The 13,157-nt window shown below is 42.7% G+C and carries 13 protein-coding genes; 8 read left to right on the plus strand and 5 right to left on the minus strand.

Annotated features, from left to right (window positions below; all coding sequences use genetic code 11):
• Positions 1–150 precede the first annotated feature (150 nt).
• The 3 genes from IPJ86_15780 to IPJ86_15790 all read left to right on the plus strand — a co-directional run bounded on the left by IPJ86_15780 (position 151) and on the right by IPJ86_15790 (position 5,066).
• On the plus strand, positions 151–3,066 hold the full coding sequence (locus IPJ86_15780; protein MBK7888681.1) for a GH92 family glycosyl hydrolase: 2,916 nt from the start codon (positions 151–153) through the stop codon (positions 3,064–3,066).
• A 237-nt stretch (positions 3,067–3,303) separates the two neighbouring features.
• Positions 3,304–4,296, plus strand: coding sequence for a N(4)-(beta-N-acetylglucosaminyl)-L-asparaginase (locus IPJ86_15785; protein MBK7888682.1), 993 nt, complete (start codon positions 3,304–3,306; stop codon positions 4,294–4,296).
• Between the two features lie 86 nt (positions 4,297–4,382).
• A complete protein-coding gene (locus IPJ86_15790) occupies positions 4,383–5,066 on the plus strand; it encodes a copper homeostasis protein CutC (protein MBK7888683.1) in 684 nt (227 codons plus the stop codon).
• A gap of 32 nt (positions 5,067–5,098) precedes the next feature.
• Here the strand turns inward: IPJ86_15790 and IPJ86_15795 are convergent, their stop codons facing one another.
• From IPJ86_15795 to IPJ86_15815, 5 genes are all read right to left on the minus strand, one after another.
• Positions 5,099–5,974 (minus strand): virulence RhuM family protein, encoded by an 876-nt coding sequence (locus IPJ86_15795; protein ID MBK7888684.1) that lies wholly within the window; start codon positions 5,972–5,974, stop codon positions 5,099–5,101.
• A gap of 30 nt (positions 5,975–6,004) precedes the next feature.
• Positions 6,005–6,892, minus strand: coding sequence for a T9SS type A sorting domain-containing protein (locus tag IPJ86_15800; GenBank protein ID MBK7888685.1), 888 nt, complete (start codon positions 6,890–6,892; stop codon positions 6,005–6,007).
• Positions 6,893–7,025: 133 nt separating this feature from the next.
• Positions 7,026–7,502, minus strand: coding sequence for a hypothetical protein (locus IPJ86_15805; protein MBK7888686.1), 477 nt, complete (start codon positions 7,500–7,502; stop codon positions 7,026–7,028).
• 75 nt (positions 7,503–7,577) lie between these two features.
• Entirely contained in the window at positions 7,578–7,808 is a 231-nt protein-coding gene (locus IPJ86_15810) for a hypothetical protein (protein MBK7888687.1), read from the minus strand.
• A 102-nt stretch (positions 7,809–7,910) separates the two neighbouring features.
• On the minus strand, positions 7,911–8,570 hold the full coding sequence (locus IPJ86_15815) for a murein L,D-transpeptidase catalytic domain family protein (GenBank protein ID MBK7888688.1): 660 nt from the start codon (positions 8,568–8,570) through the stop codon (positions 7,911–7,913).
• Positions 8,571–8,926: 356 nt separating this feature from the next.
• On the opposite strand from IPJ86_15815, the gene IPJ86_15820 reads away from it, so the two are divergent.
• The 5 genes from IPJ86_15820 (at position 8,927) to IPJ86_15840 (ending at position 13,105) form a co-directional block, all read left to right on the plus strand.
• Positions 8,927–9,148 (plus strand): hypothetical protein, encoded by a 222-nt coding sequence (locus IPJ86_15820; GenBank protein MBK7888689.1) that lies wholly within the window; start codon positions 8,927–8,929, stop codon positions 9,146–9,148.
• Positions 9,149–10,360, plus strand: coding sequence for a hypothetical protein (locus IPJ86_15825; GenBank protein MBK7888690.1), 1,212 nt, complete (start codon positions 9,149–9,151; stop codon positions 10,358–10,360).
• Between the two features lie 144 nt (positions 10,361–10,504).
• A complete protein-coding gene (locus IPJ86_15830) occupies positions 10,505–11,032 on the plus strand; it encodes a hypothetical protein (protein MBK7888691.1) in 528 nt (175 codons plus the stop codon).
• A gap of 35 nt (positions 11,033–11,067) precedes the next feature.
• Positions 11,068–11,589 carry a hypothetical protein gene (locus IPJ86_15835; GenBank protein MBK7888692.1) on the plus strand — a complete coding sequence of 174 codons (522 nt, stop codon included), beginning with the start codon at positions 11,068–11,070 and terminating at the stop codon, positions 11,587–11,589.
• Positions 11,590–11,593: 4 nt separating this feature from the next.
• Entirely contained in the window at positions 11,594–13,105 is a 1,512-nt protein-coding gene (locus IPJ86_15840) for an amino acid adenylation domain-containing protein (GenBank protein MBK7888693.1), read from the plus strand.
• Positions 13,106–13,157 lie beyond the last annotated feature (52 nt).

Raw genomic sequence — 13,157 nt, forward strand, 5'->3', positions numbered from 1 at the left:
TAATATTCTTAAAAACCGGAGTTGCGAACAGTTATTGATTCAACCTGTTCCTGTTATTTTAATACAAGTAAATCATAACAAATCTTAATAATCTTAATGAATCAGCGGCCCATCCCTCGTTTTATTCTCCCCAATTATTATTTTTATACCATGATTAAATATATAGTAATTATTTCGTGTTTATTTCAGACGATCGTTTCTGCTCAGGATCTCACCCGTTATGTAGACCCGATGACCGGCACAGGAGGAGTGGGGCATACCTATCCGGGCGCTACGGTTCCCTTTGGAATGGTGCAATTGAGTCCGGATACCCGTCGCGATGCCAGTTGGGAAGGATGTGGTGGATATTATCATTCCGACACGGTCATCTATGGCTTTACACATACCCATCTCAGTGGAACCGGTTGTTCGGATTACGGAGATATTTTACTGATGCCCGGCAACGGAACAGCTTCTTTCATCCCTGAACAGTATGGTTCAGCTTATAGTCATGAAAGTGAACGTGCTGAGCCCGGCTATTATGCCGTTTCTTTAACGGATGATCAGATAAAAGCGGAATTAACTACTACCATTAGAGCCGGGATGCATCGGTATACTTTTAGTAAAAAAGAGGAGCGCTACCTGATGCTCGATCTGCGTCATCGGGATAAAACACATGGCGCCTCGCTGCGATTTGTAAGTGATACCCGTCTGGAAGGATACCGGCACAGTGAAGCCTGGGCCAAGGACCAATACATTTATTTCGCAATGGAGTTTTCACAACCTATTGCCAGGATTGTTATCGACGGATTAATCCCTGAAATGAAACCGGAATCGGCAATCGAACAGAATGAAATTGCAGCTGCAGTGTATATCGGTGGCGGTAATCGGGAAACGGCTATGCCCCTATTGGTAAAAGTGGGAATTTCCACGGTGGATGCGGCAGGAGCACGTCGAAATCTGGATGCTGAAATGTCGGACTGGGACTTCGAAAAAGTAAAGTTGAATGCAAAGAATTCCTGGAACAAAGAGCTGTCAAAGATTCAGGTGTTTGGAAAGAAGGAGAAAGACCTGGTAAATTTTTATACCGCGCTTTATCATACGATGATTGTTCCAAATGTCATTTCGGATACGGATGGCCGTTACAGAGGACGTGATAATTTGATTCATAACGCGGAAGGCTATACTCAATATACGGTTTTCAGTTTATGGGATACCTTCAGAGCTGCTCATCCCCTTTATACACTCATCGACAGGAAACGTACACTGGATTTTATCAAAACTTTTCTTGCACAGTATCAGCAGGGAGGACGATTGCCGGTGTGGGAGCTGGGCGCCAATGAAACCGATTGCATGATCGGCTATCATAGTGTTCCCGTGATCACTGATGCCCTGGTGAAAGGGGTGGGTGGATTTGATACTTCCCTCGCCTTTGAAGCCATGAAGAAGAGTGCCACCTGGAAACATTTGGGACTTCCTGCCTATATGGAGCGTGGATATATCGGAGTAGAAGATGAACACGAATCCGTTTCGAAAACGCTGGAGTATGCTTATGACGACTGGTGCATTTCGGAAGTGGCGCGTATGTTAGGCAAGAGCAGCGAGCAGAGCACCTATCTGCGTCGGGCAGCCTCTTACAGAAATGTATATGATCCGCAAACAGGATTCATGCGCCCGCGTCGTAACGGTGACTTCATACCGAACTTTGATCCCCGCGAAGTGAACAATCATTATACCGAGGCGAATAGTTGGCAGTATTCCTTTTTTGTACCACAGGATATTCCGGGACTGGTGAAGTTAATGGGCGGTGATCAGCAGGCGGAGGCGAAGCTGGATGGTCTCTTCTCTGCCTCTACAAATACTACCGGAAGAACGCAGGCGGATATCACAGGTCTCATCGGACAATATGCACATGGCAATGAACCCAGTCATCATATGGCTTATTTATATGATTATATCGGCAAGCCGTGGAAAACACAGAAACTGGTCCGTCAGATTATGGATAGTCTCTACCATAAAGGTCCGGAGGGTTTGCCGGGTAATGAAGACTGCGGACAGATGTCGGCATGGTTCGTATGGAGTGCATTGGGTTTTTATCCTGTCACTCCCGGAAGTCCTTATTATGCGCTGGGGAGTCCCCTCTTCGATTCGGCGATGGTGAATCTTGAGAATGGTAAAACGGTACGATTGATTGCTAAAAACAATTCACTCACGGCCGTGTATGTACGAAGTTTAAGTATCGATGGGGTGGTACAGGATGTAAATCTCATCACACATGATCAGCTCACGCAAGCGAAGGAAGTGGTGTTTGAGATGAGCGAAACGCCTGCGACGAATCGGGGTGCTGTACCTGAAGTCAGAGGGACAATGAGCTTATATTATTTTTACAGGACACCGGTGATTAAAGCAGAGAGCAGAGTATTTGATGATAGTCTTCTGGTGACTATTGAATCTCCCGACGGCGGTATGATTTTGTTCGGTCCGCATCAGGGATTGATGATGATGGGGGAATACTACCGCGAGCCTTTTTACATTCATCAAACTTCCACTATTTATGCGCAGTGTGGTGATCAGAAAGGGAAGAGCGGAACAACGTCGGCAACATTTTACAAACGCCCCAATAACTGGAACGTGGTATTGCATACCAGTCCGGGAAAACAGTATTCAGCGGAAGGACCATTGTCAATGATTGATGGCATTCACGGCACCGACAACTGGAGGAAGGGAGATTGGCATGGTTATCAGGACGCGGATATGGATGCAGAAATTCAATTCGGAAAGGAAGAAAAGATTAGTTCGGTTACAGTCGGATTCCTGCAAGACAGTCGTTCCTGGATTCTCATGCCGAAGGAGATGATAGTGGAAATTTCATCTGACGGAAAAAAGTGGATCGCCGTGGGCCGAAAAGAAAATACGATTCCTGATAATGATTTGAATGTACAGACACAGAAGCTCACGATTGAATTTAAACCGGCAAAGGCTAAATTTATCAGAGTCAAAGCCGTAAACTATGGCACTTTACCGAAATGGCATCAGGGCGCAGGGTATGAGGCGTATATTTTTTGTGATGAGATAGAGGTGAAATAATAATTAGATTTATGTAGGATTGTGAATCTTCTTCCATGAAGTTAAACAGTTGTACATAATCAAAGGTCATTAAAAGGAAAATCTTTTTTGCAAGCTAAAAAACTATTCGCTCTCACAAAATCCGGCCCCCGCAATTAGGTAGAAGAGCTTAACTTTAATTTTAAGAAATATCTATATATTTAGGCCATTCTTTTTTGTCCCGCTAAACGAACAACAAATAATGATAAATCGTAGAAAATTTATAAAAGGCGCATTTTTTACACTGGTGCGTTATGGGCTGCATCACGAGTGAAGGGCGCAACATTTCCGGGCATAGATTCTCAGTTTCCACTAGTCATCTCTACCTGGGCTCCTAACGTCAAGGCGAATGCGGCGGCATGGGAAATACTAAGTAAGGGCGGAAAGGCGCTAGATGCGGTGGAGAAGGGCGTGATGGTGCCGGAAGCTGATCCGGAAGATACCAGTGTAGGTTATGGCGGACTCCCTGACCGTGACGGACGTGTTACTCTGGATGCCTGTATCATGGATGAACAGGGTAACTGCGGATCCGTTATGTGTCTGGAACATATTATGCATCCGATTTCAGTAGCGCGGCAGGTGATGGAAAAGACACCCCATGTGGTACTCGCAGGCGATGGCGCATTACAGTTTGCTTTAGCGAATGGATTCAAAAAGGAAAACCTGCTCACAGCAAATGCTGAAAAGATCTGGAAAGAATGGCTGAAAGAATCGAAGTATGATCCGATGGATACCCTGAAGCACATGAAGACGAAACGTGGCGCAGGTACTAAAGATAATCACGATACCATTGGCATGCTCGCCATCGATAAAACCGGCAATATCAGCGGTGCCTGTACCACCAGTGGAATGGCCTTTAAAATGCATGGCCGCGTAGGAGATTCTCCCATCATCGGCGCCGGACTATATGTCGATAACGAAGTGGGAGCTGCTACCGCTACCGGTGTAGGTGAAGAGGTGATACGGATTTGTGGTGCGCATACTGTAGTGGAAGCCATGCGCTATGGCAAATCTCCCAAAGATGCCTGCAAACTAGCCGTTGAACGCATGTACAAACTCCGCAAAAATAAAATCGAGGATAAACAAATTGGATTCATCGCCGTAAGCATTACTGGTGAAATAGGCGCTTATGCACTCCGCGAAGGCTTCACTTACACCTACCGTCTCGGCGATGGAGTGGATGTCATCAAATCTGCAGACTTTCTCATATAATCTTAAATAATCATAAAAATCATAATAAATCTGCGGCCCATCAATATTAATGTATTTAACAGCTTTATGGGCCACCTGAAGTTTGTATGCAATTAGAACTTGCTTGCTTCAATTTAGAATCTTCTCGTATAGCCGCTGCCGTGGGTGTCCACCGCCTGGAGTTATGCGAAGATTATCCCTGCGGAGGACTCACCCCTTCCATAGATTATTTCCTGGAAGCCCGCAAAATATTTCCACGAGACATCTTCGTCATGATCCGCCCCCGTGCCGGTGATTATATCTTCAGCGATGCTGAATTCAACCTGATGTTGCAAAATGTAGAAAAATTCAAATCCGCCGGAGCCAATGGTTTTGTAAGTGGATTCTTTACTGCATCCGGAAAAATTCATGAAGAGCAATTGAAACGTTTTATCCAGGCCTGTCATCCCTTACCGGTTACCTTTCATCGCTCCTTTGATCTCTTGCCCGACTGGAAATCCGGACTCGATCTGCTCATCCAATGCGGCTGCACGCGACTCCTCACTTCAGGAGATGGATCAACAGCGTTCGAAGGAAGGCTGCGATTGAAAGAGATGATGGACCATGCAGGAACAAAGCTCATCATTTTACCCGGTGGTGGAATCCGCTCTTCCAATATCCGGGAAATCATTCACACCTGTCACCCAGCAGAAGTGCACAGCGCAGCATTGAGTTCCACAGGAGTTTATAATAACAATTATACTGCTGACGAGAATGAGTTGGAGAGGTTGTTGGAGATTTTGGAAGGGTAGTGAGAAAGGGTGGAAATTATAGATTTTTAATTTTATTTGCCGTTCAGCTTTTTTATTTTCTCAATATCGTTTTCAATTTCTTTTAAACTCTGTTCTTTTTGGATTTGCTTTTTGTTGGCCTTGAATTTTTCAAATTCCGTTCCCGATTTTTCTAACGCCATTTCGTGACTTATCTTTCCGGCATGACTGAGTAATTCCCTACCGTTTAATTGTAAAATCGAATCTAATCGGCTAATCCAGTCGGCCATATACATAGGTGTTCGTTGTTGAGCCATTGTTTCGGCAAATGCTAAATACTGCTCTACCAATAAGCCCAATAATTTTATTTCATCTTCGTTCAGGTAATTTTTGGCAATACTTACATCGGTCTTTTTAACGGACGGTGGGTTCTTTTTACCTGCCTTGCCGGCAGGTGGGTCGAAAGATTGCATTCCCAACAATGGCAAGCTTGCGTCTACTCTGCGATAGACCAATTCGGCCGCTGTTTGCTCGCTAATAGCCCAAAGCAATTTATTTTGTACTACTTTAAAAAACTCAATTGTCTTTTCATCTTTAGCATCGTAATCAATACTGGTAGTATAAATGTCCTTTATTAGAAATTGTGTGCCTTGAGGCGATTTAACCCTGTAGCCTACTGAAATTATTACATCAAGATTGTAGTGGTCTATTTCTCTTTCTACTTCTCTATTACCTTCTTGCCGAACCTGTCGGAATTTCCGACAAGTTCGATTTTGCACCAACTCACCTTCTTCAAACACATTTCCGATATGCTCAGCTACGGTGCTCCTGCCTTTTCCAAACAAGGTTGCCATTTGGTCTTGCGTGAGCCAAACGGTTTCATCTTCCAGCCGCACATCAATTTTGATGTTGCCGTCAGGGTTTTGATATATGATGATTTCGCTGTTCATTTCTAACTCAATATAAGTGTGACCTACACATTAAAACTTACTCAATTTAATTTGCACTACTTCTTTCGGCAGTGTTACATTGAGTAAATACATGCCGCTTTCATACGATGTTAAATTAATGGAGGATGTTCTCCCTTTTAATGCGCCTTGTTGTATCAACTGTCCTTGTATAGAATACACAGTGTAGGTATATCCTTCTTTAGGAAGTAGATCCTGTTTTATATTAACTGTGAAAAGACCTGACGAAGGATTGGGAAAAACCATTAAAGGGATATTATCTTTTATTTCATTTAAGCCCACTGAAAGTGTATCGCATATGCTCCCGCTCAATGCGCCTAATGCCAAATTAACATCGTTAGGAAGACCCACATAAGTTCTAAATCCATTTAGGAATTGCCCCAGACCAGCATAATTACATGCCAGTCCAAAACTATCGGGTTGGTTAATGACACTTAAATGAGTGTTTACAGGTACATAAACCGAATCCAAAAATGGATAACAATTCCATCCATTTTGACACCACCAATTAGAGCGATATATTTTCCCATTGGGGGCTAAGCGGATGGCAGAACCTGTATTAATTAATGAATCAATGGAATCAATAACTATTTTGTTTTGATAGGCATTTGGATTTAACAAGTCAATCTGAAAAACATATTCAGGAACACCAATGGTTGTAACGTATAAAAATCGATTGTTCGGACTGATTGCTCCATCCCAAAAACTAAATGGTGGGCTCCCGGTTCCGTTATAAATTACTAAATGATTACCAAAATTTCCCGTACACCGGTCAAAAGAAAATTTTTCAATAGAAATAGATGAATTGCATAAGCCAACTATAGTACTTCCATCGGGTGAAGGAATTAATCTATAGAAGCCTCCGTTTGAGAAAGAAAGTCCAATATTCTGAGTGCTCACGGGACTCAATCCCTGTGGGGTAAGTAATATTTTATAAATAATATTATTGGTAAAACCTTTTTATACAATATCCACCAATCTCGCCCATTACCGTGCCTGATAGCAGTTATGCCATCGGCAATGTTTCCGGTATCTATAATTGTATTTTTATCAAACACTTTTCCCAACCCGTTATTATAGGAAAGATCAACTTTAGAATATGATATTTTCGTTCCGAGGTTGCCATACTTGAAATTACCATAAATTTATCAACACTATCGGGCCAGGGTAAAATGAGTAGTTCTTTATACCAATTGGAACAAAAAAGCGAATCACCATTCTCCATTTTAGCATGTTGTTTGTTATATACTCTTCCACGGTTTATCATGGTTGGCATTTGATACAATTCAAGATCGGGTGAAGCGACATAAAACAACAAATTTCCACTTGAGTGACTAATTGCTGCACAAGACACTCTAGCATTTACAGAAGTACGATAAATGGAATCAATACCAGTAGCGTTAAACTTTATTCCACAGCTATCACCAAATGTCCAATTAACATTTGTGAATTGTGCATTTAATTCAAGAAAACTTAAACATATTAAAATCGATACTATTAACTTTTTCATTGCTAATCATAAACTTTTATACAATCACCCAAATATAAAATTAAAGTTTGAACTTAGCTTTCTAAATTTATATTCTTAAATATTTTCCACATCATCTCTCTCACCATCGCCTCTAAAATAAAGTACATTCTCATTCGGCACCTCTAATTCCTTCTTATAACGCTCCATGATAAAAGCTGTCACATTTTGCAGGTGTTGTATACCGGAAATTAAGGCATTCTGACGGGCTTCATATTCTGCCGCCTCTTCAAGTGATTTGAAGACTTGAATATTTTCCTTCTTGTAAGGGTCGGAATTTTCTGTCACGGCTTTCTGAATTAGTGTTTGCTTTTACAAAGATAAATGAAATCAAATGGATTCACTGCATCAACACCGAAAGGCCATTCTCACGAGAGCGAAAAATATCATTCAGCAGGTACCTACACCCCCCGTATGAACATACAATAAACTTCCCGGAGTCAAAAGATGAATCGCTTTCGCCATTTCTTCTCTCGGCAATGCCGGACAACCATGACTTCTTCCGCAGCGGCCATGTTCTTCAATAAAGGATTCGCTTACATAATCAGCACCGTGAATGATGATTTCACGTGCACGTGCTTTGTCATTTAAACCTTTCTCGAGTCCCTCTAACAGCAAGGCAGGTCCGTGCTTGGGTGAAATGAATTCTTCACCGATACTATAAAATCCTTTGCTGCTCATGTGCGAAGCATCCTTGTTCGAGAAATGAATGGCGAAATTATCACCTGAGTTTTTACCGTGGGCTACCCATGTTTGCAAAATGACTTCTTTCTTTTTCAAATCAATAATATAAAAGCGTTGCTTCTCGGATCCCTGCGATAAGTCAGCAATCGCCAGCATGCGGGCATCCGGGTTCCATTTTTGTACTCCCTGATAAGCGATGTAGAAGGCGTCTTTTTTAATACATCCCTGCAATTGATCGAAGATCATGTCGGCATCATTCCGATGACTTTCAACTATCCTTTTATCTGTAACGGGTAATTCAGCGAGCCCTTCTCCAATAAACAATGATTGCACGTAGAAGAAGATGTGAATGACGAGTAGCACCATGCTTTAAGGTTTCAATAGAGGTTTATTAAACGGTAATTATCGGGATATGTTATTCAATTATAATTTTATTGGGAACGCTGATTAAACGGATTTAAGGGATGGTCACGGATGTTATGGTTGATGGTCGCGGATTTGTTTGAGGGACACATTGATTTCAACTGGAAGCGTGAATTCCGGCGGATGGTACTTTCACTGTATTTCAGGAACACTTACTTTTGTCCCTCTCATCTCAAAGATACAACAGGAATCAGCCATTCTATGTAACAAATGTTAGGGAGAGATGCTGAGAGAAATCAGTAGGCGATTCAGTTAAGTGTTTGGTATATAGTTGTTTAAATTTATTCCCGTTAAAAATCATGGAAGATCTTCGTCCTTTCTTACAGGAAACCATTGCCGACATGGCCTTTAAAAAGGTGGGTTTCGGGGATTCATTGATCGAATCAGGATTGCTGGATTCTATCACCCTCGTGGAGGTCATCGTGGCCATTGAGGAAAAATCGGTAAGTCGGTGCCCCAACATTTACTGCAATGAGAACTTTGAAACGATCGATACCATTGTCGATACGATTTCAAAATAGATGCCTGATGCGCCGGATTTTTACTTTATGTTTGATTCCTTTTTAATTGCAGTTTTTACTGTTGCCCTTTTATCACGAATTCCGGAAGTTAAATTTTTTCTCGATAAAGGTTTTGTTGTTCCCACACAGCACGAGGAGGATCTTCGTTACATCTACAATTTTCACGGCAACAAATACCTGGAAGATGAATTTTTAAAGCAACCCGATGATTCGACTACTATTTATTTACTCGGTTCTTCTGAACTGACCTCAGGCACTAAATATCTTTCCTATCATTTTATCAGCGATCGTTTTCCGGTGAAGGTGATGGGCGTTGGACATGAGGGCAATCAATGTTTCTCCATCTATTGTCAGTTGCTCGCGAAGTCAAATGTGCTGGAAGGAGCGCCGGTCGTGATTATCCTTTCTCCGGGATGGTTTGAAGCGAAACCGGCACGAGGCACCACCTCCGCCGTTTTTCTCGAATATAATTCAGAGGCATTTATAAGAGGACTGCATCACTACACTGTGGAAGATCGGTTTAAACAATATGCGTACGCCGGTATTTCACACTTTTATGATGAACTGAATGCGCCCTCAGCCGCTTACCGAAAAGCGAATATCGCCTACCGTTCTTCACTTTCGTTTTACCATCGTATTTGGTGTTCCCCCGTTTATACATGGAATACGATGATCGATAAAATAAAAGATTCTCCTACGCAGTATGCACCTCATCTTTATTATGGCAGAGGGTCTTTTGAAATTGAAGTTGAGCCGGTAGCTTGTGCCATTAACTGGGATAGTCTGCTAACGATCACGAAGGATTCCACATTGGCTCACGCAACAAACAATTCACTCGGAATTGAGAATGAATATTACTCCACCTACATTAACGGAAAGAAAGGAAAAATTCAACCGGTAGCAGAGCAATACAATACCGAGCTGAAGGATTTCCGCATGTTGGTGGAATTGCTAAAGAGTAAGAATGCAAAAGCCTCCTTCATCATCTCTCCGTTGAATCCATATTATTTTACCACACTTCCAAAATTGCAACCTACAGTTGATACGCTCGCGGCAGTACTGCAACGAAATGATTTTCCGGTGCTGAATCTATTCACGAGTGATACTACTAACTATAATAAGGCCCTCCTCAGTGATGTGATGCACATGAGCGATTATGGATGGCTACAGGTAAATAGATTTATCATCAACACCTACGGACTATGCAAATAAAATCTGATCGGCTACGGTATATACTTCGCCTCGTCCTGCACGTAGCGATTGGGGTGATGTTGTACGCACTGTACTCTCCGCATAACCCGCATCCCAATAATCAAACAGGGTCTTCCATTCAATTCGTTTACCAGCAATTCTGATATGATCCCTTTCAGCAGCAGCGATTTCTTTTTGGTGATGGCGATCTTCATCGCACTGCTGGCGCTGGTGAAAAAGATTGCACCGGAGAAAACCTATCGTGAATGTCTCTTTGTACTCAATGCCACTTTCCTGCTGGTGTTTTATCCCGATCCCTTGCTCTATTTTTCGTTCATCGTCTACTCGTATGCCATCACCTGGCTCTTCGGTAAGAAGTTGCATTTGCCCTTGAAAATATACGGTATCCTTGCCTTGTTGTTGCCCATGTTGCTCGTGAAGTTTAATATCCGTTTCTCTGCTTATCCTTTTGAATTGAATTATATCCTCTCCTTCGCCGGACTCTCTTATGCCAGCTTCCGTACGATGAGTTATTTTATGGATAAGGATCCTAAGGCAGACATGGCAGATCCGGTTTCCTATTTTAATTATTTATCATTTACGCCTACGTTACTGATCGGTCCAATCGATCGCTTTGCGCATTTCAAAGCATCACAGAACAAAGGATTCTCATTATTGACCGTTACTGGCTGAATATTTTTCCTGCTGATAGTCGTGCACTCCCGCACATGGCCAGCACAATGTATGCCTACTACGCCTATCTCTTCTTCGACTTCGCCGGTTATTCCTGCATGGCTATCGGTATCGGTAAGATGATGGGGATGCAGGTGCCGGTCAACTTTACGAATCCCTTTCTGGCCGTGAATCCCCAGGATTTCTGGAGAAGATTTCACATCACACTGGGTGCATGGTTAAAGGATTATTTCTTTACACCGCTCTTCTTGTGGCTAAGTCGTTTTAAATCATTGAAGAAGTATTCGCTGGCGAAACAAAATTTCACACTCACCATGACCTTCCTGCTGATGGGTTGCTGGAATGGGTTTAAGATGAATTTTATTCTCAGTGGATTACTTTTCGGGCTGTACTCCGCTTTTCATAACTGGTATCTGGTCACCTGTAAAAAACGCGGAAAAGATATTATCTTCGGTCAGTTGAATCCAACGGCGGTCAGGATACTCAGCATCTTCATCATGATTCATCTGGTTGCTATATCCTTGTATATCTTCAGCGGACGATGTCCCTATATTTAAACGCATGCGCTTCGACTTCCATCAAAGTAAATTCATAGAGACGGAGATTGCACCGGAGAAGCTTGCCTTGTCGGGCAGCGATGCCGATTGTTCCTGGCAGCAACTCTATGAAGAAACTGAGAAACTTTCAGAAACTCTTTTGCTGTTAAATATTCCCGCGGGTGAGCCGGTCATTATCTACGGTCATAAGGAGGCGTGGTTTGCTATTGCCATGCTGGCTTGTTATCATTCTAAAACCACCTATACACCAATTGATAAAATTTATCCGGAGGAAAGGGTAAAGCGCATCATGGAAATTACCAAGGCGCAGGTCGTCATCAACTGTACCGGTACTGCCTTACCGTTAGCATTGCCTTGCGCGATTGAGATCAGCACGAAGGGAGAAGTGATTCCTCATAAGTCACCGCAGCATAATCGTCCGAGGAAGGAGTTTGGCGAAGATGTACTCCAATACATCATGTTTACTTCCGGCTCAACAGGCGAACCCAAAGGTGTTCAGATATTGCGTTCTTCCGTGCTTACTTTTGTAGATTGGTCGACCACCGCTTTTGGTTTTAGCAGTAAAGATGTTTTCCTGAATCAGGCGCCGTTTACCTTCGATGTTTCCTTATGTGATTTACTCAACGCCTTTGCTTTGGGAGGGACCCTGGTATTAAGTGCGGCAGAGTTGACAAAGGATCAGGATGCATTTTTAAATCGGGTGATTCATTATAAATGCACCGTCTGGACCAGTACACCTTCCTTCGTCTTTATCTATCTCCGCCATCCCTTCTTCACCAGTGGTACCATGCCTGATTTACGCACTTTTCTTTTTATGGGAGAAGAGTTGCCTTCCCGTACCTGCACAACCCTACACACAAAATTTCCGGAGAGCAGAGTGCTCAATGCCTACGGACCTACAGAAGCCACCATCGTCACCACACTCGTCGAGATCACGCCGGAGATAGCTACACAGCAAGCATCAGTGCCTATTGGTTTTCCTATGCCGGCGAGTACATTGCTGATCGATAACGGTGGCGGAGATATCAGGGAAGGAGAACTCATCATTGTCGGACCCCATGTTTCACCGGGTTATTTCAACAGGGAGGATTTAAACGAGAAGAAATTTTATATGCATGAAGGTCAACGTGCATTTCGTACGGGTGATGTCGCTTATTATGAGCAGGGGATGATTTATTTTCTGGGAAGAAATGACGATCAGGTAAAGCTGCATGGCTTCCGTATTGAGCTGGACGAAATTTCTCACGTCTTATGTGAGCATGCAGAAATTGATGAAGCTGTAACCGTTCCATTGAAAAGAAACAATGAAGTAAAGAAGATCATCAGCTTTGTAAAGTCATCCAAACATACCATTGGCGTTGATCTCAGAGAAACTGTTTTACCGATGCTTTCGAGTCGTCTGCCCTATTATATGATTCCTGCAGAAGTGATCGTCATAGATGATTTTCCGTACAACGTCTCCCATAAAATTGACAAGAACAAGTTGGTGGAGATGTATATGGAAGGTTTGAGATAATATTATCGGTTGGATGGGACAGGTTACCAACAAGTACAGGGTATATTCGAAA

This window comes from Bacteroidota bacterium (assembly GCA_016713925.1).
Classification (GTDB): domain Bacteria; phylum Bacteroidota; class Bacteroidia; order AKYH767-A; family OLB10; genus JAJTFW01.